We start from the raw sequence: 23,485 nt of genomic DNA, 5'->3' as shown, positions 1-23,485 counted from the left end.
AGGCTTGCCATTCTTCTGGAGATCACATGTCGCAGCCGCCCTATTCGCCCTATCCGCAGGATCCCCATTCGGGACAGCCGTCGTCGGGCGGGCCGCAGGGTTACCCGCCGCCGGGCATCCCGCAGCAGCCCCCGGGTTACCAGGCACCACCTGCGCCTTCCTCGGGCGGCGGCTATGCACCTCCGCCGCCCGCGCCGCCGGGCGGTGGATATCCGCCGCCCCCGGATGATCAATTCGGCGCGGCGCCGCAATACGGCGGCCAGCAATACGGCGGCCAGCAATACGGCGGCCAGCAGCCTCCGCAATACGGCGCGCAGCAGCCGCAATACGGCGGGCAGCAGCCGCAATTCGGGGGTCCGCCGCCGAAGAAGAAGTCGTCCGCGCTGAAGATCGTGCTGATCGTGGTCGGCGTGGTCGCGCTGCTGTGTGTGGGCGGCGTCGCCGTCACGTTCTTCGCGGCCAAGGACAAGGTCGAGGAGGTCGTCGACGCGGCGAAGATCACCGTGACCGAGCCGGTCACGCTGGGCGGCCGCGAGCAGATCACCGACCCGCAGCTGGACGCGAGCGTCTCGCAGCTCGACTCCGAGATGGCCAAGGTGCCCGGCGCGACCAGTTCGGTCGGCGCGGCATACGGCGACATCCAGAAGCAGGACCTGGTGATGGTCGTCGCGGCGTCCTCGCTGTCCGGCTCGGCGCAGAGCCGCTACGACGAGTTCACCTCCGGGATGAGCTCGTCCGGCATGGCCCCGACGAACATGACGGACACCGAACCGGGTCCGCTCGGCGGCATCGCCAAGTGCGGTGACACCGACAGCTCGGGCGTGCCGATGGCGATCTGCGTGTGGTCGGACAACGGCAGCATCGGCATGATCGCGATGCTGTTCAAGCAAAAGGCCGACCTGGAGAAGGAATTCGTCGCGATGCGTGGCGAGATCGAGAAGAAGAGCTGACATCCGGGTGGGGCGCGGGCCCCAAAAGCCCGCGCTTCGCCCAGCTCGGACATGATCGTGCCGGTTCAGGTGACCCGTTGACCGGCATCGGCGACTAGGGTCGTCCATCTGTAGCCGTATCGATGGAGCGTTGATGTCCCAGCCGCCGTACCCCGGCCAGCCGTCGGGCCCGCCCGACCCCAACCAGCCCTGGTCCGGCCAGCCCTACCCGGGCCAGCAGCCGCCCGGCCAGCAGCCCGGCCAGCAGCCCAATCAGCCCTACCCGGGGCAGCAACCGCCCTATCCGGGCCAGCCATACCCGCCGACCCAGCCCTATCCGTCGGGTCAGCAGCCCTATTCGAGCCCGCCGGCTCCGGACGCGCCGCAATACGGCGGGGGTTACGGGCAGCAGCAGACGCCCGGCTACGGCCAGCCCGGTTATGGGCAGCCGGAGTTCGGCCAGCCCGGCTCGGGCCCGCCGGACTACGGCCAGCAGCAATACGCGCAGCCCGGTTACGCGGCCCTGCCGGTGCCGAAGAAGAAGTCGAAGGCGCTGCCCATCACGCTGGTCTCGATCGCGGTGGTGCTGGTGCTCTGCGGCGGCGGCACCACGGCCGTCGTGCTGGCCGCCCGCAACACGGCCAACGAGATCGGCACCATCGACCCGACGCCGACCTCGACGTCCGACGACGTGACCGACCCGACCGCCGAGCCGACCACGGAGCCGACCACCGAGCCGCCGGCCAAGACGATCACCATCGTCGAGCCGAAGACGCTCAACGGCCGTCCCAAGCTGACCGACCAGCAGTTCGAGGACGTGGCCGACCAATTGCAGGCCGACCTCGACAAGATCCCGAACGCGTCGAACACGGTCGGCGCGCTCTATGGCACCGTCGCCAAGCGCGACATCGTGGTGGTGGCCGGCGTCGAGGCGCCGGTGCGCAACCCGAGCCAGGAGCTGAACGGCACCTTCCTCGGCGCGGGCGTCGGCGGCCTCAAGGTCACCAACATCGTCACCATCGATCCGGGCCCGCTCGGCGGCGTCGCCAAGTGCGGCAAGGCGGACGCGTCCGGGGTCGACATGGCGCTCTGCGCGTGGGCCGACGACGGCAGCGTGGGCTGGATCATCTGGTACTTCAAGTCGGTGTCGAAGGCCAAGGGCGAGTTCGCCAAGATTCGCGGCGAGGTCGAGAAGTCAAGCTGACACGCGCCGCGGCGCGGTCACATGGTCATATCACTCCAGACACGAACGCGACGCGGTTCTCTTCGGAGGGCCGCGTCGTCACATTCACCGTTCAGGATGGGCCGCTGACGAGCGATCCCCGATCGGTGAATGAAGGAGTTTGTCCGGTGCCCCTGCCACAGCTGCGCCGCGTCCGCTGGGCGGTCCGCGCGACCCTGCTCCTCGGCGTCGCCGCATCCGTGGTGGCGAACATCCTGCACGCCATGGACAACCCGATCAGCCAGGCGATCGCCGCGTGGCCGCCGCTGGCGCTGCTGCTCACCGTCGAGCTGATCTCCCGCGTGCCGGTGCATCGCAGGTCGCTGGCCTTCGCCCGGCTGGTCGCCACCGCCACCATCGCGGGCATCGCGGCCTGGGTCTCCTATTGGCACATGGCCGGCGTCGCGGCCCGCTACGGCGAGACCGGCGCATCGCCCTACCTGCTGCCGCTCTCGGTGGACGGCCTGATCGTGGTGGCCAGCATCTGCCTGGTCGAGCTGGCCGGCCGCATCTCGGCGCTGGAGGCGGAGGCCCGTGCCATCCCCGGCCTGATCCCGGCACCCGTTGCCGTGCCACCAGCGGGGCCCGCGCCCGTTGCCGTGCCACCGGCAGGGCCGGCGCCGCAAGCCGCGCCCGCCGGATCGAAACTGTCGGCCCGCGCCGCCGCCGAGCTCAAGGGCTATCTGCCGGCGAAGCCCGCGCCCGCGGCCGGCGCCACTCCGCCGGGCGGCAGCATCCCCGAGCTCACCCCGTCCGCCACCAAGCGACCCCGGGCAACGGCCGCGGCCCGATCCACGACGCCGCGGACCACTGCCACCGCGCGGGCGACGTCCACCGCCCGGCGCGCGCCGGCCAAGAAGGAGAAGGCGGACGCCTAGGTCGTCGGCGCGACGCCCAGGTTCTTGCTGACCGGCACGGATGCCGACGCCGCGACCACCGGGGTCGTGTCGGCGCCCGGCAGCGAGACGGTGACCTCGAGGCCGCCGCCCGGCTGCGCCACCGCGGAGACCGTGCCGCCGTGCGCGTCGCACACCGCGCGCACGATGGACAGGCCCAGTCCGGAGCCGCGTGACCCGGTGCGCTCCCATCCGCCGCGGCGGAACGGCTCGAACAATCCGGGGACGTCGGCGGGCTCCACCTCATAGCCGGTGTTGCCGACCACCAGGACCGCCTGACCACCTACCGCGGCGGTGCGCAGCCAGAGCTTGCCCATCAGGTGGTTGTAACGGATCGCGTTCTCGATCAGGTTGCCGGCCAGCCGGTCAAGCAGGCTGGGGTCGCCCACCACCGGCGCCGGCGACAGGTCGGTGCTGACGTCGAGCTTGAGCCGTTCGGCCTCGGCGCGCACCGCGGACAGCGCGTTGTAGACGCTGGTCGCCAGGTCGGCGGGCACCTTGCGGACCAGCCGCCGGCCGGACTGCGCCTCGCTGCGGGCCAGCACCAGCAGGGCGTCGACCAGGCCGTTCGCCCGCTCGGAGGCGTTGCGCACCACCTTGGCCATCCGGCGGTATTCGGCGACGTCGGCCTCGTCGTCGCTGAGCGTCACGTCGATCTCGGTGCGCATGACCGCCAGGGGTGTCCGCAGCTCGTGCGACGCGTTGGCCACGAATCTCTTCTGCGACTCGAACGCCCCGGCCAGCCGGTCCAGCATCGCGTCGAAGGTGCGGGCCAGCTCGGCCACCTCGTCGTCCGCGCCGGAGTAGCGGATCCGCTGGTCCAGCGTCTCCTCGCCGAGCCGCTGCGCGGTGGCGGTCACGTTGTGCAGCGGGCGCAGGGCGCGGCCGGCCACCGCATAGGCGCCGGCGATCCCGATGATGCCGATCGCGAACAGCGCGATCAGGCCCTTGACCAGCAGTTCCTGGGAGGCGGCCTGGACCAGGTCCCGCTGCCAGGCGGCGGCGTCCAGGGTGCGGCCGTCGGCGAGCACCACCTGGGTGCCGATCCGCAGCTCGTCCGCGGGGTGCAGCGCGTCGCCGACCAGCAGCCAGGCGAGCAGCACCAGGATCGCGCCGGCGCCGACCAGCAGAATGCCGTTCAGCAGGGTGAGCCGCAGCCGCAGGGTGGGCCGCAGCCGCACCTGATCGGGCTTGCGGCCGGCATAGACGGTCATGCCGACGAACCTGGTGTGACCACGACGGGTTCCGGAACCCGGTAGCCGGCTCCGACCACCGTCTCGATCAGCGGCGGGTCGCCGACCTTCTTGCGCAGCGTCATCATCGTCACCCTGACCGTGGTGGTGAACGGATCGGTGTTCGCGTCCCAGACGCGCTCCAGCAGCTCCTCGCTGGACACCACCCCGCCGCGCGCCTTGAGCAGCTCCTCCAGCACGCCGAACTCCTTGTTGGTGAGATCGACCGGCGCGCCGCCGCGGGTCACCACCCGGCGGGTCTGGTCGAGCACCAGGTTGCCGACGGTCAGCACCGGCGGCGCGGCCGGCGTGGCCCGGCGGCCCAGCGCCTGCACCCGCGCGACCAGCTCGTCGAACGCGAACGGCTTGGGCAGGTAGTCGTCCGCGCCGAGTTGCAGGCCCTCGACCCGATCGGCGACCGTGCCGCTCGCGGTCAGCATCAGCACCCGGGTCAGCGCGCCCGAGGCGACCAGCGCCGCGCAGATGTCGTCGCCGTGCATGCCGGGCAGGTCCCGGTCCAGCACCACCACGTCATAGCGCGTCACATAGGCCATCTCGTGACCGGCCAGCCCGTCGTACGCGACGTCCACCGCCATGCCCTTGCGCCGCAGCCCGCGCGCAATCGCATCGCAGAGGTTCCGCTCGTCTTCCACCACCAGCACGCGCACGCCCGCGCCTCCCGATCTCGCACCGCGGCCAAGCCTCGTCGCTGAGGTGTGAAGAGGCCGTAAGTGCAGGCTACTTGAGCTTCCAGATCCCGACCGAAGCGTCGATCCGGCGGCAGACCAGCACGTCGTGGGTGGTCTGGCAGTCGCCGGACACCTGATCGGCCACGCCCAGCAGCCGGACGCCCAGCGTGGCGGGGTCGAGCCGGGCATACCACACGATGTTGTCCACCAGCCGCTCGCGCAGCCCGACCACCGTCCCGTCCGGGCCGGCGTCGCCGATCGAGCGCCACGGCCCGAAGTCGCCGCGCACCCGCCCGGTCGCCGGGTCCAGTACCGACACCACGTTGATCCGTTCGGTGCCGGTGTTCTCCATCGCCAGCAGATGGGCGCCGGCCTGATCGGCGTAGTTCCAGCGGGGATCCGACCAGCGTTGCGCCCCGGTCGCCGGATCCAGCACGCGCAGCCCGCCCTGCCAGCTCAGCGAGCAGATCGCGCCGGCACAGCCGGGCTGCACCCAGCGTCCGGCCAGATCGGTCTCGCTGTGCCACTTCTGCACCAGGCCGGGCAGCGCATAAGCGGTGGTGCCGGTGGGCGCGCCGACCAGCAGCAGCCCGTCGGCCGGCCAGACCGGCACGTCGGCGCCGGCCGGCAGATTCCGCAACGGCACCCGGGCGGTCGCGCTCACCCGACCGGTACGCGCGTCCCGCACCTCGATCAGCCCGGAGTCCCGAGCCGTCACCAGCATGCTCGGAAAGCCGTCCGCGAACCCCGCCTCGGTGGTGAAGCCCCGGATCGGCTGCTGCACCTGCCAGCGGATCTCCCCGGTGGCCAGATCCACCCCGAACCAGTTGAGGTTGCCGAACTGCGGGCTGTTCTCGCGCAGCAGCACCAGCCCGTCCGCGGCGGAGGTGGCGAGCATCCGGGCCGGGCGCCGCCACAACGCCACCCCGGTGCCGGCGGCCAGCGCCACCGTGGCCTCGGCCCCGACCGTGTCGACCTGATACGACACCAGGATCGCCGGTCCCGCCTCGATCACGTTGAAGATCGCGCCGGTCACCGCCACCGTGGTCCGGGACAGCAGGTCGCCGGCCGGCAGCGCGTACGTGGAAACGATCTTGTTGGAGACGGCCGAGTCGTGCAGTTGCGGCCCGGCGCTGACCACGAAGAGCCGGTCCTCGGAGACGAACGTCATGTCGCCCAGCCGCGCCTCCACCACCACCGGCGGGTCCGGCGGCCCGCGGTGGGCGGCGCCGGTGAGCAGCCCGATCAGCAGCGCCGCCAGGCCGACGAAGAACGGCCGCCAGCGCAGCGGCGGGGGCGGCGCGACGCTGCGGCGGTCGGTGTCGTCCACCTCGCCGAGCTCGATCAGCACATCGCCCACGCGCTCATTCTGCGCGCGGCCCGGCCGTCACGCGGAAAAAGAAATTCCGGTCTCGAAGACGTCCACGCCGGTGGACGTGCGGCAGGCCACGAACCGCCCACTGGCCCGGCAGTCCTGCACGTCCGAGCCGGCCTGGCCGAGCGGTTGCACCCGCCCGTCGTGCAGCGCCGCGAAGACCCATCGCGAGTTGGTGATGTCCGGGCGGATCAGCACGGCGGTGTCGCCCAGCGTCATCGACTGCCACCTCCGCAGCGAGCCCAGATCGCGGCCGGTCGCCAGGTCGAGCAGCCGCAGCGGCCGCCGCGTCACGCTGTCGATCTCGACCACCACGTCGCCCTCGCGGCTCAGGCTCACGTCGCGCCCGGTCTGCCAGCGCACCACACCGGTGGCCGGGTCCAGCACCTCCGTGCCGCTCGGCGAGGTGCGGCAGATCAGGTCCTCGCACGACCCGCCGACCACCTCGGGGCCGGCCCGGTCGGCGGGTGCCGACCAGCGCGGCGTCAGGGTGCCCAGGTCGTACGCGGTCATGTCGTCGCCGTGCCGCACCAGTGCGGTGTCGCCGACCACCCAGCTCCAGCTGAGGTCGGTGGCGGTCCGCTCCCGCACCACCGCGCCGGTGCGCGGCTCGACCAGGGCCAGCCGGTCGGCGGACACCACGAGCAGCAGCTCGCCGGCCGGTGCGGTGAAGATCGAGCGCTTGCCCGGCAGGGTCCACCGCCGTCGGCCGGTGTCCAGGTCGAAGGCGCGCAGCTCGGTGCTCTGCGGCGGCTCGGTGTACGCCTTCCCGGTGGACGTCGACACGAAGATCGCGCCCGGATCGCCGCTGGACCGGTCGTACTCGGAACCCGGCCGGAAGATCATCTCCTGGGTCAGCCCGACCCCGCCGATGATCAGGTCGATCTGGGCCGGCGACGTCCAGCGGACCCGCCCGGTCCCGGCGTCCAGCACCGCGGAGGACGCGTCGGGCAGCTGCGCCAGGATCGTGTCGTCGACCGCCGCCACCCGGCCGCCGGTGTTCAGCACCACGACGTCGGACGGCGGTTCCGACGCCGACGCGGGGGTGACCGACCAGCGCTGCTCGAGCGGCGAAAGACTCCAGCCCTGCAGGGTGCCGTCGCTGAAGGTGTAGAGGCGGTCGTGGTCGAGCGTGAACCAGCCGCCGCCGACCTTGATCGACCCGACCTCGCGCCAGAGCGTGGAGGTGACCGGAGCGGCGCCGCCGAGTGCCAGCAGCAGCGCGGTGACCAGGGCCAGGCCGGCCCAGCGATAGCGGTGCACCGGCGGTGGCCGGTCGAAGGCCTCCGGGGACTCGTCGAGGTCCACCTCGATCACGGTCACGGCGCGCCCATCCGGAAGACCACGACGCCGGTCGTGGTGCGGCAGGCCACGAGCCGCGCGCTCGCCTGGCAGTCGTGCACCAGCACCGGGCTGAAGCCGAGCGGGCGCACCACCCCGGCACCGAGCGCGGCGAACTCCCAGCCCTGGCGGGCCAGGTTCAGCCGGGCCAGCACGAACTGCTCGCCGCCGATCGCGGTGGACCAGTCGTCGACGGTGGCCCGGACGGCGCCGGTGACCGCGTCGAGCAGCCGCAGCGGCCGGCCGGCCAGCACGTCCGTCTCCAGCACCGCGTCGCCGACCCGGCGCAGCACCAGTCCGGACGAGACCTGCCAGCGCACCGCGCCGGTGGCCGGGTCGAGCACCTGGATGCTCTCCGGTTCCAGGCGGCAGATCAGGCCGTCGCAGCGTCCGCCGGCCAGGTCCGACCCGGCCCGGTCGGCCGGCGCCCGCCAGCGCGGCGCGAGCGTCGCCAGGTCGTACGCGATCATCTCGCTGCCGTGCCGGCCCAGCACGGTGTCGCCGACCACCCAGCCGAACGACTGATCGGCCGCGGCCTGCTCGCGGACGATCGCGCCGGTCCCTGGTTCGACCAGGGCCAGCCGGTCGGCGGACATCACCAGGAGCAGGTCGCCGACGACCTCGGTGAAGACCGCGCCCTCGCCGGACAATGACCACAGCCGGCGCCCGGTGGCCAGGTCGACGCCGTTGAGCACGGTGCGCTCCGGCGGTTCCAGATAGGCCGAGCCACCCGGCGAGATGCCGGTCCGTTCATATTCCGAGCCCGACCGGAACGTCACGTCCCGGGTCAGCCCGACCTCTCCGGTCGCGACCTCCACCGGGCCGGGCGAGCGCCAGCGGACCTGCCCGGTCGCGTGGTCCGCGACGACGGTCCGCCACTGCGGCGACTGCAGCACCACCGTCGCGCCGGCCACCACGAGCCGGCCGCCGGTGCTCTCGTCCTCGCCCGAGCCGACCGCGGGCGGGGTGAGCGTCCACCGCCGGGTGGCCGGATCGAGGTCCCAGGCCGAGACGGACCTGTCGTCATAGGTGTAGACGCGGTCGCCGACCAGCCGGAACCAGCCGTCCGCGGCCAGCGGAACGGATCCGGCCGGGCGCCACAGCACCGGGGCGAAGGGCGCGGCGCCGCCGAGCATGAGGGCGAGCAGCGCGACCAGCGTGAGTCCGATCCACCGCGAGATGCGGGCCGGTGACAGCCGGACGTGGTGATCGGCGGGCGGCGCGTCGAGATCGAGCTCGATCAGCGCCACCCCAACACCTCAGACCTTCTTCTGGTACGCCCAGACGACGAGCTCACCCGTGGTCGACCGGCACACCAGCCGCCCCGGCGCCGCCTGACAGTCACCGGTGCCCGGCGGCAGATCGGCCAGCGGCCGTGGCCCGGACATGCCCGGTTCCGCGACGGCGACCATCGTACGTGCGCCCGCCTCCACCTCGCGGGTCACCAGCAGATGATCGCCACCGGTCCCGCCGACCATCCGCCACCCGTCCAGCGGCACCAGGATCTTGCCGGTGGCGGGGTCGATGATGCCGGCCGGATCCGCGACCCCGGTCGGCGAGCCGTACGCCAGGGTCAGCCGCCCGCGCTGCTCGATGCTCCGCCACCCGGCCCGATACCAGCGCTCCTCGCCGGTCGCCGGGTCGATGCCGCGCACGCCGTCCGGCCCGTTCAGGCAGGCCACCGGACCACAGTCGCGCACCTCGTAGGTCTTGCCGGCCGGTTGCTGCCAGACCCGCTGCAGGCTCACCGGGTCGAACGCGGAGATCACCACGCCGTGCAGGCCGAGGTGCCGCAGCAGGACCAGCCCGCCGGAGAGCACCGGGTTCTCCGGGCCGTAGTTCGCGGAGGGCAGCACGGCGGTGGCGAGCAGCGCTCCCGAGCTCAGGTCGTGCACGGTCATCGTGCGGTTGTCGTGCACCAGCATCATCCGCGCGCCGGCGTCGCCCGGGCCGGGCACGCCGAGCAGCACCGCGGTGCGCGGCACGTCGACCCGCCAGACGGCCGCGCCGGTGTTCGGGTCGAGCGCCTCGACCGGGCCCTGCACCCGGCGGTTGGTGCCGCCGCTGCGGACGGCCGAGACGGAGAGCAGTGCCGACGAGCCTGTGATGCTCATCACCGTGCCCTCGTGGCGCCACTTCGTGGAGCCGTCGGCCAGCGACAACGCGGTGGTGTTCGGCTGCCCGGGTCCATAGGTCCAGGGCCGCATCAGGACCAGCCCGGCCGCCGTCCGCAGCCGATAGGTGGGGCGCTCCGACACCGTCTCCCAGCGCAGCGAGCCGTCGTTCAGGTCATAGGCGGCGAGCGTGCCCATGGACTGCGCGAGCAGCTCCTGCCCGTCCGTCAGCGCGTACGAGTCGGCCGGCCCCACCCGCAGGCTGAGCAGCTGAGACAGGGCCGGCGGCGGAGGCGCGGCGGAGGCGCCCGCGACCACCAGCACGACCAGCGCGATCACGAACGGCGCGAACCATGCGGACACCGTTTTGCGGGTCGGCCTGGCATACGTCTCCGGCTCGCCACGATCCAGACCGAGGTCGATGATGATCGTGTTCCCGCCGAAGGTCTCCGCCGCCATCCTCCAAAGGTAACGGCTGAATAACGGTTCTGCCGTTTGAGGGCTACAGGGGCGCGTGCTCCTCCTGGAGTTGGGAGACCGTTTCGGTCACTTCGCGGGCCACGTCCTGCGCGGTCAGCCCGAGGCTCGCCAGGATCTCCGCGCGGGTGCCGTGCGGGTGGAAGCCGGCCGGCACCCCGAAGTCGCGCAACGGCATGGTGATGCCCGCGTCGCGCAGCATGCTCGCCACGCCGTCGCCGACCCCGCCGGCGCGCACGCCGTCCTCCAGCGTCACCACCAGGCGGTGCTGCCGGGCCAGCCCGGCCAGCTCGATCGGAGCCGGGCGCACCCAGCGCGGGTCGACGACGGTCACGCCGTACCCCTGCTCCGCGATCCGCTCCGCGGCCGCCATCCCCATCGCGGCGAACGCGCCGACCGCGACCAGCAGCACATCCTTGCGCTCGTCCTCGCGCAGCACATCCACCGGGCCGATCCGGCGCAGGGCCGGCAGGTCCGCGGCGACCGAGCCGGACGGGAAGCGCAGGATGGTCGGCCCGTCCTCGACGGCGACCGCCTCGCGCAGCTCCTCGCGCAGCGTGGCGGCGTCCCGTGGCGCGGCGATCCGCAGCCCCGGCACCACCCCGAAGACGCTCATGTCCCAGATCCCGTAATGGCTCGGGCCGTCCGGGCCGGTGACGCCGGCCCGGTCCAGCACGAAGGTGACCGGCAGCCCGTGCATCGCCACGTCCAGCAGCACCTGGTCGAAGGCCCGGTTGAGGAAGGTGGCGTAGACCGCGACCACCGGGTGCAGCCCGCCCATCGCCAGCCCGGCCGCCGAGGTGGCGGCGTGCTGCTCGGCGATGCCCACGTCGTAGGCCCGCTCGGGATATTTCCTGGCCAGCGTGGCGATGCCGGTGGGCTCGCTCATCGCCGCGGTGATGCCCACGACGTCGGGCCGGACGTCGGCGATGGCGACCAGTTCCTCGGCGAAGATGTGCGTCCACTTCACCGCGGGGGCGGCGAGCAGCTTGCCGGTCTCGATGCTGAACGCGCCACCCGGGCCGTGCAGGCAGTCCGCCTCGTCGTCCTCGGCCGGGCGGTAGCCGTAGCCCTTGCGGGTCACCGCGTGCACGATCACCGGCGCGTTGAAGCCCTTGGCCCGGCGCAGCGCGGACTCCATGGCCTGCACATCGTGGCCGTCCACCGGGCCCACATATTTGAGGCCCAGGTCCTCGAACATCGGCTGCGGGCTGACCGCGTCCTTGATGCCGCGCTTGACGGCGTGCAGCACCTCGTAGGCCGGCTTGCCGATCACCGGTGTCGAGCCGAGGGCGTCCTTGACCAGGTCGAGCACCTTCTCGTAGCCCGGGTTGAGGCGCAGCGTGGAGAGGTGGTCGGCCAGGCCGCCGATCGTCGGCGCATAGGACCGGCCGTTGTCGTTCACGACGATGACCAGGCGGTTCTTCGCCGCCGCGATGTTGTTGAGCGCTTCCCAGCACATCCCGCCGGTGAGCGCGCCGTCGCCGACCACGGCCACCGTGTGCCGGTCCTCGCCGCGCAGCGCGAAGGCCTTGGAGATGCCGTCCGCATATGACAGCGCGGTGGACGCGTGCGAGTTCTCGATGAGGTCGTGCTCGCTCTCCGCCCGGCTCGGGTAACCGGAGAGGCCGCCGCGCTGGCGCAGCAGATCGAATCCGCCCTGCCGGCCGGTGACCATCTTGTGCACGTAGGCCTGGTGCCCGGTGTCGAACAACACCTTGTCCCGCGGGGAGTCGAAGACCCGGTGCAGGGCGAGGGTCACCTCCACCACGCCGAGGTTCGGACCGAGGTGGCCGCCGGTGCGCGACACCTTGGCCACCAGGAAGTCGCGGATCTCGGCCGCGAGCAGGGACAACTGCTCGGGAGTGAGCCGCTTGAGGTCGGCGGGCGAGGCGATCGAGCCGAGCAGGCCGTACGGGGCGGAGTGGGCTTCGCTCATGACGATCGAGTGTATCGGCGCTGCGCCCAACCGCATCGGGCACGAGGTTCTGCACGACGACACCTGCACAGGATCTACACGGTGACCACGGGCCGGAAATACGTTAGAAACTCAGCATGACCGTCGATACCGCAGCACCCCCGCGCCGTCGCGATCGCAGCCATTTCCTTTACATCGCGGTGCTGGTCGCGATGGCATTGGGCATTGCGGTCGGTTTCCTCTTCCCCGAGTTCGGTAAGGACCTTCGCCCGCTCGGCACCGGTTTCGTCGATCTGATCCGGATGATGATCTCCCCGATCATCTTCTGCACGCTCGTCCTCGGTGTCGGTTCCATCCGCCGCGCGGCTCAGGTCGGCAAGGTGGGCGGTCTGGCCCTCGGCTACTTCCTGCTGATGTCGACCGTGGCCCTGGCGATCGGCCTGATCGTCGGCAACATCCTGCACCCGGGCGCCGGGCTCAACCTCAGCGAGGAGCTGCGGGCGACCGGCGAGGCGCAGGTCGCGGAGGACGCGAAGTCCACCACTGAGTTCATCCTCGGCATCATCCCGGACACTCTGCTCTCCGCCCTGACCTCCGGCGAGGTGCTGCAGACCCTGCTGGTGGCGCTGCTGGTCGGCTTTGGCGTGCAGTCGCTGGGCCGGCGCGGCGAGCCGGTGATCCGGGCCATCGAGGTGATCCAGCGCCTGGTCTTCAAGATCCTGTCGATGATCATGTGGCTGGCCCCGATCGGCGCGTTCGGCGCGATGGCGGCGGTGGTCGGCGCGACCGGATTCGACGCGCTGAAGAGCCTGGCCGGCATCATGATCGGCTTCTACATCACGTGTTTCCTGTTCGTCTTCGTGATCCTCGGCGTCATCCTCCGGCTGGTCGCGAACATGTCGGTGTTCAAGCTGTTCAGATATCTGGCCCGCGAGTTCCTGCTGATCCTGTCCACCTCGTCCTCGGAATCGGCGCTCCCGCGGCTGATCGCGAAGATGGGCCACCTCGGCGTGAGCCGCCCGGTGGTGGGCATCGTGGTGCCGACCGGATACTCGTTCAACCTGGACGGCACGGCGATCTACCTGACCATGGCGTCGCTGTTCATCGCCGACGCGATGGACAACCCGCTCTCCGTCGGCCAGCAGATCTCCCTGCTGCTCTTCATGATCATCGCCTCCAAGGGCGCGGCCGGGGTCACCGGCGCCGGCCTGGCCACGCTGGCCGGCGGCCTGCAGAGCCACCGCCCCGACCTGGTGCCCGGCGTGGGCCTGATCGTCGGCATCGACCGGCTGATGTCCGAGGCGCGGGCGCTGACCAACTTCGCCGGCAACGCGATCGCCACGGTGCTGGTCGGCAAGTGGACCGGCGAATATGACCCGGCCCAGGCGGACCGCGTGTTCAGCGGCGAGGACCCGTTCGACGAGACGACCTTCTCCGACGATCCGCACGCCAGCGCCGCGGAGCCTCCGACCGAGGGTGAGACGCCGGAGGAGGAGCCTAAAAAGGTCACCGCGTAAGCAGGGCCACGCACTCCACGTGCCGGGTCATCGGGAAGCAGTCGAACGCGCGCACCTCGGCCACGTTCCAGCCGAGCCGCCGGAAGGTCCCGATGTCCCGGCCCAGCGCCGCCGGGTCGCACGCCACATAGGCGATCGCCCGTGGCCCGGCGGCCGCGATCGCCCGCACCACCTCGGCGCCGGCGCCGGAGCGCGGCGGGTCCAGCACCACCAGGTCGACCGGGCCGGTGATCCGCCGCTTGCGCAGCGCGGTCTCCACCCGGGCGGCGACCACCTCCACGCCGGGCAGGTCGGCCAGGTTGCGCCGGGCCGCGGCCACCGTCTCGGCGCCGGACTCCACCACGGTCACCCGGGCGCCGGTCCGCGCGCCGACCGCACCGGCGAACAGCCCCACCCCGCCGTAGAGATCCCAGGCGGTCTCCCCAGGCGCCGGCCGCAGCATCTCCAGCACCGCGCCGGCCAGCGTCTCGGCCGCCGCCGGATGCACCTGCCAGAAGCCCTCGGCCGGCACCGTCCACTCCCGGCCCGCGGCCACCTCGCGCACCTCGGCCGGTCCGGCCAGCAGCACGCCGCCCGGGTCCGCGTCGTCGGTCGGCGACTGGCTGCCGGGCGTGGGCAGGGCCAGCACGGTGACGTCGCCGCCGGTGGAGGCCACCGCGGCGATCCCGTTCACGGCCGGCCACTGCCGTTCGAGCACGTCCAGGTCCTGAATGTGCGGATGCGCGATCAGGCAACGGTCGATCGCCACCACCTCGTGCGACCGGTGCCGCAGCAGCCCGGGCCGATCGACGGCGTCCACCGCGTAGCGCACCCGCGACCGCCAGCCGAGCAGTCCGCCGGGCAGCCGCTCGACCTCGACGTCGGAGCTCATCCCGCCGAGCCGCGCCAACTGCTCGCGCACCACGGCGGTCTTCCACTCCAGCTGGGCCCGATCGCTCACGTGCTGCAGATCGCAACCCCCACAACAACCCGCTTTCGCGTACGCACAGGGCGCCGCCACCCGATCCGGCGACGGCTCGTGGATCTCGATCGCGTCGGCGCGCCAATAGCCCTTGTGCATCTCGGTGATCTCCGCGGTCACCCGCTCGCCGGGCAGCGCGTGCCGGACGAACACCACCCGCCCGTGCTCCCCGCCCAGCCGGGCCACGCAGTGCCCGCCGTGCGCCGGCGCACCGACGGTCACCTCGACGGTGTCGCCTTCGACCAGGTCTTCCACGGTCACGTGCTCGATCACTGGGGAGCGCCATCCTTCTCGGGTTCGGCGGGGGTGGCCGGCGGGGGCGCCGGGTGGGAGCGCGGGCCGCGAGCCGGCGCCCGGCTCATGTCCCGGTCGAAGCGGTCCAGGTCCTTGTCCTGGCTGGACCGCAGCTGCCAGGGCACGCTGGTGACCATCACGCCGGGCTCGAAGAGCAGCCGCCCCTTGATCCGCAGCGCGCTCTGGTTGTGCAGCAGGTTCTCCCACCAGCGGCCGACCACGTATTCCGGCACGAACACGGTCACCACGTCCCGCGGCGAGCCGCGGCGCAGGCTCTTCACGAAGTCGATGATCGGCCGGGTGATCTCGCGATAGGGCGAGTCCACCACGGTCAGCGACACCGGCACCTGGCGGCGCTCCCACTCGGCCTGGATCGCCCGGGTGTCCTTGTCGTCCACGTTCACGGTCACCGCGGTCAGCGTGTCGGGCCGGGTCGCCTGGGCATAGGCGATCGCCCGCAGGGTCGGCAGGTGCACCTTGCTGACCAGCACCACCGCGTGGTTGCGGGACGGCATCACCGGCCGCTCGTCGGTCGGCTGCAGCTCGGCCGAGACCCGCGTGTAGTGCTTCTTGATGCTCAGCATGAGGGCATAGATGACCAGCATCGCGGCGATCGCGATCCAGGCGCCGAGCAGGAACTTGGTGATCAGCACGACGATCAGCACCGCGCCGGTGAGCACCATGCCGAAGCTGTTGATCGCCCGGGACCGGAACATCTGGCGCCGCCTGTTCGGGTCCCGCTGGGTCCGCAGCAGCCGGTTCCAGTGCCGGATCATGCCGCCCTGGGACAGCGTGAAGGACACGAACACACCCACGATGTAGAGCTGGATCAGCCGGGTCACCTCGGCCTCGAAGGCCACGATCAGCACCATCGCGGCGATCGCCAGGAAGATGATGCCGTTCGAGAAGGCCAGCCGGTCGCCGCGGGTGTGCAGCTGACGCGGCAGGAAGCGGTCCTGGGCCAGGATCGAGCCGAGCACCGGGAAGCCGTTGAAGGCGGTGTTCGCGGCCAGGAAGAGGATCAGCGCGGTGACCGCACCGACCAGATAGAGCAGGATCGAACCGCTGCCGAACACGGTCTCCCCGAGCTGGGTGGTGACCGTCTTCTGCACATAGTTCGCCGGCCCGCCGACGATCTGCGCGGGGTCCTCGACGAACTGCAGATGCGTGGCCTGGGCCAGGAAGACCATGCCGACCAGCATCACGATCGCGACGCTGCCGAGGAGCAGCAGCGTGGTCGCCGCGTTCTTGCTCTTCGGCTGCTTGAAGGCGGGCACGCCGTTGGAGATCGCCTCCACGCCGGTCAGCGCCGCACAGCCGGAGGAGAAGGTGCGCAACAGCAGGAAGACGAAGGCGAAGCTGGTCAGATGGCTCTCCTCGGCCGCGATGACCAGATCGGCGCTGGGCGCGCGCAGATCCTGGCCGAGGATGAACACGCGGACCAGCCCGGTCAGGATCATCCCGACGATCACGATGATGAAGGCATACGTCGGGACGGCGAACGCGGTGCCGGACTCGCGCAGTCCGCGCAGGTTCATCGCGGTCAGCAGGATGACCGCGGCCAGCGCGATGCCGATCTTGTGCTCGGCCACGAACGGCACCACCGAGCCGAGGTTCGACACCCCGGCGCTGACCGACACCGCCACCGTCAGGATGTAGTCCACCAGCAGCGCGCTGGCCACCGCCACCCCGAAGCGCGGCCCGAGGTTGACCGTGGCCACCTCGTAGTCGCCGCCGCCGGAGGGATAGGCGTGCACGTTCTGCCGATAGCTCGCCACCACGGTGATCATCACGACCGCGACGGCCAGCGTCACCCACGGCGAATAGAGATAGGCGCCCGCCCCCGCGATCGAAAGGGTCAGCAGGATCTCGTCGGGCGCGTACGCCACGCTCGACAGCGCGTCGCTGGCGAAGACGGGCAGCGCGATCCGCTTAGGCAGCAGCGTGTGCTGCAACCGGTCGGATCGGAACGGCCGGCCCACCAACAGCCGCTTGACGAGGGACGTCGAACTTGCCACAAGCGCCAAGGGTACGGCCGGGCGGGACGCGCTGTCGGCCGCCCCGGCCACCACGGGTCGCGTGCCCATGGCACGCTTTGCTCTGACAGCTCAGCAGCCCGGAAGGCGACAACCGTGCATGTGGTGATCATGGGGTGTGGACGGCTCGGCTCCACGCTCGCGCACAAGCTGGACTCGCGCGGGCATTCGGTGGCCGTGATCGACCAGAACTCCGACGCCTTCCGCCGGTTGGGCGCCGAGTTCGGTGGCAGGACGGTCACCGGCATCGGCTTCGACCGGGACGTGCTGCACAAGGCCGAGATCGAGCGCGCGGACGCGTTCGCGGCGGTCTCCAGCGGCGACAACTCCAACATCATCTCGGCCCGCCTGGCCCGGGAGACCTACGGCGTCTCACGCGTGGTCGCCCGCATCTACGACGCCCGCCGCGCCCTGGTCTACGAGCGCCTCGGCATCCCGACCGTGGCCACCATCCGATGGGCCGCCGACCGGATGGTCCGGCACCTGGTTCCGGAGGGCACGGTCGAGGTGTTCCGCGACCCGACCAGCTCCATCTCGATCGTCGAGGCGGTGCTGCACCGCGACTGGGTCGGGCACACGGTCAAGCAGTTCGAGGACGTGACCGGCGCAAGGGTGGCATATCTGATGCGCTTCGGCATCGGTTCGCTCTCCACCCCGTCCACCGTCCTGCAGGACGGCGACCAGGTCTTCGTGCTGGTCACCGACGACACCGTCGGGGCGGTGCTGGAGCTCGCCTCCTCCGCCGTCCAGGGAGGCCTGTGACCATGCGGATCGCCATCGCGGGGGCCGGCAACGTGGGCCGCTCGATCGCCTCGGAGCTGATCGGCAACGGGCACCAGGTGATGCTCATCGAGCGGCAGCCGCGCCAGCTGCGCCCGGAGCGGGTGCCCGAGGCGGAGTGGGTGCTGGCCGACGCGTGCGAGGTGAGCAGCCTCGAGGAGGCCGACGTGGCCGGCTGCGACGTGGTGGTCGCGGCGACCGGCGACGACAAGGCCAACCTGGTGGTGTCGCTGCTGGCCAAGACCGAGTTCGCGGTCGCCCGGGTGGTGGCCCGGGTGAACCGCGCGGAGAACGAGTGGCTGTTCACCGAGCAGTGGGGCGTCGACGTGGCGGTCAGCAAGCCCCGCCTGATGGCCGCCCTGGTGGAGGAGGCGGTGACGGTCGGCGATCTGGTCCGGCTGATGACTTTCCGGCAGGGCGAGGCCAACCTGGTGGAGATCACGCTGCCGGCCGAGGCGCCCTATGTCGGCGAGCCGGTGCGGTCGGTGCCGCTGCCCCGCGACTCGGCGCTGGTCACCATTCTGCGCGGCAAGCGGGTGCTGGTGCCGACCCCGGACGACCCGCTGGAGGCGGGCGACGAGCTGATCTTCGTCTGCCGCGCCGAGGTCGAGGACCAGGTGCGCTCGGTGATCCTGGGCGTGGTCAGAGAGGTTGACTGACCGCTTCCGCCTGCCGCCGGGTGACCCGCCGGATCGCCCACACCGTGAACGCGAAGGTGGCGGCATACATCGGCCAGCTGATCAGGATGCGGGTCACACCGAGCGCGGTGGCCTGATCGGCGAGGTAGAGCCAGCCCTGCACCCCGGCCCGGATGAACAGTGAGCCGGCCCAGACCAGGGTCAGCCACTGGAACGTGCGGAACAGCTCCTTGTTGCCGAACCAGTCGTGCTTGCCCTTGTTGGCCAGCACTCCCCACACGTACCCGATGATGGGTTTGCGGACCGCCACGGAGCCGATCAGGATCACCACCTGACCCAGGCTCAGCAGGATGCCGGGCAGATAGAAGTCCTTGGCGTCGCCGGAGCGCCAGGCCAGCCAGGCGCCGAGCGCGATGCCGAAGACACCGTTGACCGCGTGCCGGATCGGCTCCTTGCGAAACAACCGGTAGATGCCGATCAGCACCGCGGTGCCGACCGCGCCACCGATCGCCCAATAGAGAGCGGTGCGCTTGTCGAGCCCGGCGACGTTTTCCCCGAGCAGCACGTTGAGCAGCACGAACGCGACGACCGGGATGCTCGACTCGACCAGCCCACGGACCCCGCCGAGCTGCTCGGAGACCTGCTCGCTCATCGACGGGAAGGGCTCCTCGGCCTCCTCGACGGGATGCAGGTTCTGCTCCTCGACGATCTCCTCGGCGAGCCTCTCCTCCACCCCCTCGGGCGGCGCGGCGGCGTGACGGGGCTCGCTGCCGGATGTCACCGGGGCGCCTCCAGCTCGTAGAACGGGTTGTAGATCACTTTACGGTCGTCCCGCAGCGCGATGCGACCGCGGGCGGTGAGCTGCCGGCCGGGCTCGATCCCGGCGATCGAGCGCCGGCCCAGGAATACCAGGGTGACCACGTCGCTGCCGTCGTAGAGATCCGCCTCGAGCGTCGGCAGGTTGGTGCGCGGGGTGTATGCCACCGTCCGGAGCCGTCCGGAGACCGACACGACCTGCCCCCGGGAACACTGCCCGGCCGGGATCGCGCCGCATTTCGCGCTCTCCCGCTGGAGCTCCTCGGCCTGCAGCTCGTCCTCCGAGGCGGTGAGGCGCTCGAGGAACCGCCGGAAGCCGGAGGCCTTCTCGTCGGTCGACATCATCCCACGGTACGCCGTGTGCGCATGCTGCCCTAACCCTCCGGCGTCGCGCTCTGCGCCTGATCGGCCATCTCCTGCGGCAGCTTCATCGGCAGCGGCTCGCGGACCGGCCGCGGCTCGTCGTCGCGCGCCACCACCAGGCCTTCCAGGCACTCCCACAGCACCGGCGAGGCGTCCGCGTCGACCGCGACCGGCCCCTGGAACGTGGCCCGCACGAACCAGCGCGGCCCGTCCACCCCGACATAGCGCACGTCGACCAGCTGTCCCTCCGGGCCGGGCAGCTGGGCCACGATCTCGGTGCCGTGCCGGCCGAGCTCCTCGCGCACGGCGAGCCCGCCGGCCTTCATCTCCTGCAACATCTCGGCGCGGACCTCGTCCCAGATGTCGTCCGTGCGTGGCGCCGCGAACGCGGCGAACTCGACCGCGCCGGCGCCGGAGACCAGCACCACGTGCTCGACGTTGCCGTCCTGACCCGCCTGCACCCGCACCTCGACGCCCTCGAGCGCGGGAATCTGCAGGCTGCCCAGGTCGAGCCGGGCCGCCTCGGGCGCCCACCGCTGGTCCCACGGGCCGTGCTCGGGCGGCGTCCCGTCGCCCGCGGTCATGCTGTGCGCGAGGGCGGCCGACTGCGGCGCGTCGGCGTCGCGGACGTGCCGTGGCCGCTTACGGGAGAACATCGAAGTCACCTTTCTGCACTGGTCGCTGCGTCGGCGGGCGGCGCGGGGAACGTCTGGTGGCCGCCGGTCGAGCCGTGGCCGCCCGCACCCCGCACCGTCTCCGGCAGCTCGTCGACGACGTGAAAATTAGCGCGCTCGACCCGCTGCACCAGCAACTGGGCGATGCGGTCACCACGGGAGATCTTGACCGTGGCGGCCGGGTCGTGATTGACCAGGTTCACCAGGATCTCACCGCGATATCCGGAGTCGACCGTACCGGGCGCGTTGAGCACCGTGACGCCGAGGCGGTGTGCCAGTCCGGAGCGCGGGTGCACGAGACCGACGTGCCCCTCCGGGAGCGCGATCGCGATGCCGGTCGGCACCAGCCGGCGCTCACCGGGCGCGAGCTCGACGTCCTCGGCGGCGACCAGGTCGGCGCCGGCGTCACCGGGGTGGGCATAGGCCGGCAGGGGCAGGTCCGGATCGAGCCGGCGGACCGCAACGTCCACAGCGTCACTTCTCTTCTCGGTTGATCTCGCCCTGACTCCGGCGAGCTGGGCGGCGTCCACCATGCCATCCTGCCGTGCTCGCGAGCGGAGGCGCGCCGTACCCTCACCAGCGTGACATCCGACCCCGGAGAGCGCATCACCACCCGTCCGGCGTACGCCGAACGTCTCGGTGTGCCGCTCTGGTCGTGGCCGCTGATGCTCCTCGGCGGGGGCCTGGTCGCCGCCGAGATCGCCATGGGCATCACCGGCGTGCCCCTCTGGCTCCCGTTCGCCGTGACACTGCCGCTGACCGTGGCGGCCCTGCTCTGGGCCGGCCGGATCCGGGTCGCGGTGACCGCCGACGAGTTCCGGGTGGACGACGCCCGGCTGCCGCTCTCGGTGATCGCCGAGGTGGTGGCGCTCGACGCGGCCGGCAAGCGTGAGGCGCTCGGGGTCGGCGCCCACCCGCTGGCCTTCGTGATCCAGCGGCCGTGGATCGGCGGCGCCGTCCAGGTGCTGCTCGACGACCCGGACGATCCGACCCCGTTCTGGGTGGTCAGCACCCGCCGTCCGGTCGAGCTAGCTACCCAGCTCCTTGAGGCCGCGCGCCGGCAGTGACTTGCGCTTCTTGCGCAGGTCCTTCAGCACCTCGTCGGCCAGTTTCCGGGTGGCCCGGCGGTTCAGATAGGAAGCCACCGCCGCGCCGGTCAGCAGCGGGCCCAGTGTGGTCAGGTTGCGCCCGAAGCGGCGCAGCAGGGTGCTCTGCAGTTCCTTGCGCGCCGCGGTGCCCAGCACGGTGCCGACGCCCACGCCCGGCAGCAGCGGGTTCACCCCGCGCTGGCTGGCCCAGGCCTGGATCAGGCTGGTCGCGCGCTGTGCGGCGGAGCCCCGCACCGGCTGCCCGTAGACCTCGTGCAGCTCGCCGATCAGCTTGAGCTCGATCGCCACAACGGCCACTGTCTCGGCGGTCAGCAGGACGGGCGCGGACAGCAGGGTGGGCGTGACGGTCCATTGCAACGAGGCGACGCCGCCGCCCGCCGCGCCGATCCCGGCGGTGGCCCGGGCGGCGTTGCGGATCAGGCGCTCGGCCAGCTCGTCGTCGTCCAGCCCCTCGAAATGCCGGTGCAGCGTCTCGACGTCGCGCACCGGCACGTGCAGCGCGATGTCGCCGACCACGTCGGCCATCCAGCGCAGTGCCGCCTTGGGCCGGAACACCTGGCCGAGCCCGCGCCGTCGGACGTCGTCGACGAGACGTCCGAGCAGACGCCGGCGACCGGCCGGCTCGATGTCGTCCGCGGTGAGCGCCGCCACGGTGTTGCCGATGCCGCTGTCGCCGTCGTTGCCGACGTCGCTGTTGTCAATGTTGCTTGCAATGCCGCTGCCGCTGTCCGCCGCGACCTCGGTGTCCGGTGTGTCGGACGGGTCGGAACTCAAAGATCCGGTCTCGGGTGTGGTCATCGTCGTCCTCCCCGTCCTGTATTCGCCCCTTCGGGGTCCAGTCAAACAACCGGACGCCAGACCCGTCGGAGGGTGGAGCCGCTCGCGCCCGTCAGGCGCACTCGCGGCAGATCAGCTCCCCGTTCCGCTCCGCGGCCAGCTGGCTGCGGTGATGCACGAGGAAACAACGGGCGCAGCGGAACTCGTCGGTCTGCATCGGCAGCACCTTGACGGTGAGTTCCTCGTCGGCCAGGTCGGCGCCGGGGAGCTCGAAGCTCTCCGCCACCTCGACCTCGTCGACGTCCACTGCGCCCGACTGGGAATCGGCACGGCGGGCCTTCAGCTCCTCGAGGCTGTCCTCGCCGAGGTCGACCTCGTCGCGACGCGGGGCGTCGTAGTCGGTGGCCATCGGTTTTCACTCTCCTGTATCGATGTGTCACTTGGCGTTAGTAACGCCGGCGACGTCTTCCTGGTTCCCGGTTCGCGCGGACTTTTCTTACTCAACCGTTCAGTGGAGAGCGACTGCCGGCGGGACGCTTCCACCCCCTCGTGGAAATGCCCCGGCGAGCGCGGTACCTTACCGCTCCCGCAGGACCGTTGTACGCGCGCAGGCGGCTCATTGTTCCCGATGTGACTGAGGCGACATCAAGGTAGGGGCCCCAGTGCGTGGATCATCGTCGGCGCGCCGGAAGTATCTCCTGTTTCCGCAGGCTTGGCGGGCAGACGCTAACCTCAGCTTCATTCCCGTCCTGGCACACCCTCTGGAGCCGGCAGCATGAGTTTTGCGCGCGTCCGAGCGTTCGTCGTTCTCGGTGTCCTCGCCGTGGCCGCGATCGTCTTCGTCGTGGTCGCCCTGGTCCGCGACACGCAGGGCGGGGTGGCGGCCGGCGACGGGTGTCCCGAGGGGGCGCCCCGCGCCGTGCTGACCCTGCCCGACGACACCGACCAGGTGAAGGTGCGGGTGCTCAACGGCACGAAGACGTCCGGGCTGGCCGACCGGGTGACCGACGACTTCAAGAACCGCGGCTTCCTGATGCAGAAGCCGGCCGAGAGCAAGTCGAAGTTCGAGCGGATCGCGATCATCCAGTACGGGCCGAAGGCGGTCGGCAACGCGCAGCTGATCAAGGCCTACTTCCTGGGCAAGGCCAAGGCGGAATACAGCGCCAAGCGCACCACCGACGTGGTCGACATCGTGATCGGATCGGGATATCGCCAGCTCGCCACCAGCACCGAGGTCAACCAGTCGCTGATCGAGCTGGGCGAGCCCGAGCTGCCACCGGGCGCCTGCGTGGCCCCCGCCCAGAAGGCGGCCAAGGAACCCTCCTAG

23 protein-coding genes are annotated in these 23,485 nt (G+C 71.4%); 8 read left to right on the top strand and 15 right to left on the bottom strand.

The genetic code is table 11. The annotated features are described in order from the left end of the window. Positions 1-26: 26 nt before the first annotated feature. The 3 genes from ACZ6TI_RS03020 (at position 27) to ACZ6TI_RS03010 (ending at position 3,029) form a co-directional block, all read left to right on the top strand. Positions 27-950 (top strand): hypothetical protein, encoded by a 924-nt coding sequence (locus ACZ6TI_RS03020; RefSeq protein ID WP_465343291.1) that lies wholly within the window; start codon positions 27-29, stop codon positions 948-950. A 133-nt stretch (positions 951-1,083) separates the two neighbouring features. Further along, positions 1,084-2,133 carry a hypothetical protein gene (locus ACZ6TI_RS03015; protein ID WP_465343290.1) on the top strand — a complete coding sequence of 350 codons (1,050 nt, stop codon included), beginning with the start codon at positions 1,084-1,086 and terminating at the stop codon, positions 2,131-2,133. Between the two features lie 146 nt (positions 2,134-2,279). Continuing rightward, positions 2,280-3,029: a DUF2637 domain-containing protein gene (locus ACZ6TI_RS03010; RefSeq protein ID WP_465343289.1), complete on the top strand. Its 750-nt coding sequence runs from the start codon at positions 2,280-2,282 to the stop codon at positions 3,027-3,029. Here ACZ6TI_RS03010 and ACZ6TI_RS03005 read toward each other — a convergent pair. The 7 genes from ACZ6TI_RS03005 to dxs form a co-directional block, all read right to left on the bottom strand. Further along, positions 3,026-4,261: a sensor histidine kinase gene (locus tag ACZ6TI_RS03005; RefSeq protein ID WP_465343288.1), complete on the bottom strand. Its 1,236-nt coding sequence runs from the start codon at positions 4,259-4,261 to the stop codon at positions 3,026-3,028. The genes ACZ6TI_RS03010 and ACZ6TI_RS03005 overlap by 4 nt on opposite strands. Beyond that, the gene (locus ACZ6TI_RS03000) at positions 4,258-4,947 is read right to left on the bottom strand and encodes a response regulator transcription factor (RefSeq protein WP_465343287.1); all 690 of its coding nucleotides are present in this window, start codon (positions 4,945-4,947) and stop codon (positions 4,258-4,260) included. The genes ACZ6TI_RS03005 and ACZ6TI_RS03000 overlap by 4 nt, the downstream gene beginning before the upstream one ends. Before the next feature lie 70 nt (positions 4,948-5,017). Beyond that, positions 5,018-6,328 carry a PQQ-binding-like beta-propeller repeat protein gene (locus tag ACZ6TI_RS02995; RefSeq protein WP_465343286.1) on the bottom strand — a complete coding sequence of 437 codons (1,311 nt, stop codon included), beginning with the start codon at positions 6,326-6,328 and terminating at the stop codon, positions 5,018-5,020. A gap of 27 nt (positions 6,329-6,355) precedes the next feature. After that, positions 6,356-7,666, bottom strand: coding sequence for an outer membrane protein assembly factor BamB family protein (locus ACZ6TI_RS02990; RefSeq protein ID WP_465343285.1), 1,311 nt, complete (start codon positions 7,664-7,666; stop codon positions 6,356-6,358). Beyond that, on the bottom strand, positions 7,663-8,934 hold the full coding sequence (locus ACZ6TI_RS02985; protein WP_465343284.1) for an outer membrane protein assembly factor BamB family protein: 1,272 nt from the start codon (positions 8,932-8,934) through the stop codon (positions 7,663-7,665). Before ACZ6TI_RS02985 ends, ACZ6TI_RS02990 begins: the two co-directional genes overlap by 4 nt. A gap of 9 nt (positions 8,935-8,943) precedes the next feature. Beyond that, positions 8,944-10,257, bottom strand: a complete 1,314-nt coding sequence (locus tag ACZ6TI_RS02980; protein ID WP_465343283.1) for an outer membrane protein assembly factor BamB family protein — start codon at positions 10,255-10,257, stop codon at positions 8,944-8,946. Positions 10,258-10,300: 43 nt separating this feature from the next. Beyond that, positions 10,301-12,214 carry a 1-deoxy-D-xylulose-5-phosphate synthase gene (dxs, locus tag ACZ6TI_RS02975; RefSeq protein ID WP_465343282.1) on the bottom strand — a complete coding sequence of 638 codons (1,914 nt, stop codon included), beginning with the start codon at positions 12,212-12,214 and terminating at the stop codon, positions 10,301-10,303. 116 nt (positions 12,215-12,330) lie between these two features. Here dxs and ACZ6TI_RS02970 point away from each other — a divergent pair, with 116 nt between their 5' ends. Next, positions 12,331-13,710 carry a cation:dicarboxylate symporter family transporter gene (locus tag ACZ6TI_RS02970; protein WP_465343281.1) on the top strand — a complete coding sequence of 460 codons (1,380 nt, stop codon included), beginning with the start codon at positions 12,331-12,333 and terminating at the stop codon, positions 13,708-13,710. On the opposite strand, the gene ACZ6TI_RS02965 is transcribed toward ACZ6TI_RS02970, so the two are convergent. Together ACZ6TI_RS02965 and ACZ6TI_RS02960 are read right to left on the bottom strand one after the other, a co-directional pair. Next, entirely contained in the window at positions 13,700-14,944 is a 1,245-nt protein-coding gene (locus tag ACZ6TI_RS02965; protein ID WP_465343280.1) for a class I SAM-dependent RNA methyltransferase, read from the bottom strand. The two genes, ACZ6TI_RS02970 and ACZ6TI_RS02965, sit on opposite strands and share 11 nt — an antisense overlap. Continuing rightward, on the bottom strand, positions 14,941-16,983 hold the full coding sequence (locus tag ACZ6TI_RS02960) for an APC family permease (protein WP_465343279.1): 2,043 nt from the start codon (positions 16,981-16,983) through the stop codon (positions 14,941-14,943). Before ACZ6TI_RS02960 ends, ACZ6TI_RS02965 begins: the two co-directional genes overlap by 4 nt. Before the next feature lie 114 nt (positions 16,984-17,097). Between ACZ6TI_RS02960 and ACZ6TI_RS02955 the strand changes: the two genes are divergently transcribed. Both ACZ6TI_RS02955 and ACZ6TI_RS02950 read left to right on the top strand, forming a co-directional pair. Next, positions 17,098-17,763 carry a potassium channel family protein gene (locus ACZ6TI_RS02955; protein ID WP_465343278.1) on the top strand — a complete coding sequence of 222 codons (666 nt, stop codon included), beginning with the start codon at positions 17,098-17,100 and terminating at the stop codon, positions 17,761-17,763. After that, positions 17,760-18,440, top strand: coding sequence for a potassium channel family protein (locus ACZ6TI_RS02950; protein WP_465343277.1), 681 nt, complete (start codon positions 17,760-17,762; stop codon positions 18,438-18,440). Before ACZ6TI_RS02955 ends, ACZ6TI_RS02950 begins: the two co-directional genes overlap by 4 nt. On the opposite strand, the gene ACZ6TI_RS02945 is transcribed toward ACZ6TI_RS02950, so the two are convergent. Genes ACZ6TI_RS02945 through dut form a run of 4 tightly spaced genes read right to left on the bottom strand, consistent with a single transcriptional unit; the run spans position 18,424 to position 20,805 of the window. Then, positions 18,424-19,200 carry a DUF3159 domain-containing protein gene (locus tag ACZ6TI_RS02945; RefSeq protein ID WP_465343276.1) on the bottom strand — a complete coding sequence of 259 codons (777 nt, stop codon included), beginning with the start codon at positions 19,198-19,200 and terminating at the stop codon, positions 18,424-18,426. The two genes, ACZ6TI_RS02950 and ACZ6TI_RS02945, sit on opposite strands and share 17 nt — an antisense overlap. Beyond that, on the bottom strand, positions 19,197-19,577 hold the full coding sequence (locus tag ACZ6TI_RS02940) for an OB-fold nucleic acid binding domain-containing protein (protein ID WP_465343275.1): 381 nt from the start codon (positions 19,575-19,577) through the stop codon (positions 19,197-19,199). The genes ACZ6TI_RS02945 and ACZ6TI_RS02940 overlap by 4 nt, the downstream gene beginning before the upstream one ends. Positions 19,578-19,609: 32 nt before the next feature. Further along, complete coding sequence (locus ACZ6TI_RS02935; protein WP_465343274.1) at positions 19,610-20,254, bottom strand: DUF3710 domain-containing protein; 645 nt, start codon at positions 20,252-20,254, stop codon at positions 19,610-19,612. A gap of 5 nt (positions 20,255-20,259) precedes the next feature. Beyond that, positions 20,260-20,805, bottom strand: a complete 546-nt coding sequence (dut, locus tag ACZ6TI_RS02930) for a dUTP diphosphatase (RefSeq protein ID WP_465343273.1) — start codon at positions 20,803-20,805, stop codon at positions 20,260-20,262. 48 nt (positions 20,806-20,853) lie between these two features. Here dut and ACZ6TI_RS02925 point away from each other — a divergent pair, with 48 nt between their 5' ends. Next, the gene (locus ACZ6TI_RS02925; RefSeq protein ID WP_465343272.1) at positions 20,854-21,339 is read left to right on the top strand and encodes a DUF3093 domain-containing protein; all 486 of its coding nucleotides are present in this window, start codon (positions 20,854-20,856) and stop codon (positions 21,337-21,339) included. Here ACZ6TI_RS02925 and ACZ6TI_RS02920 read toward each other — a convergent pair. Together ACZ6TI_RS02920 and ACZ6TI_RS02915 are read right to left on the bottom strand one after the other, a co-directional pair. Further along, positions 21,301-22,179, bottom strand: coding sequence for a hypothetical protein (locus ACZ6TI_RS02920; protein WP_465343271.1), 879 nt, complete (start codon positions 22,177-22,179; stop codon positions 21,301-21,303). The two genes, ACZ6TI_RS02925 and ACZ6TI_RS02920, sit on opposite strands and share 39 nt — an antisense overlap. Before the next feature lie 91 nt (positions 22,180-22,270). Beyond that, a complete protein-coding gene (locus ACZ6TI_RS02915) occupies positions 22,271-22,567 on the bottom strand; it encodes a DUF4193 domain-containing protein (protein WP_015624762.1) in 297 nt (98 codons plus the stop codon). 366 nt (positions 22,568-22,933) lie between these two features. On the opposite strand from ACZ6TI_RS02915, the gene ACZ6TI_RS02910 reads away from it, so the two are divergent. Next, positions 22,934-23,485, top strand: a complete 552-nt coding sequence (locus ACZ6TI_RS02910) for a LytR C-terminal domain-containing protein (protein ID WP_465343270.1) — start codon at positions 22,934-22,936, stop codon at positions 23,483-23,485.

The organism is Actinoplanes sp. NPDC051388 (genome assembly GCF_055586225.1).
The sequence above is the reverse complement of the archived record's forward strand: the minus strand, read 5'-3'. Positions and strand labels throughout refer to the sequence as shown.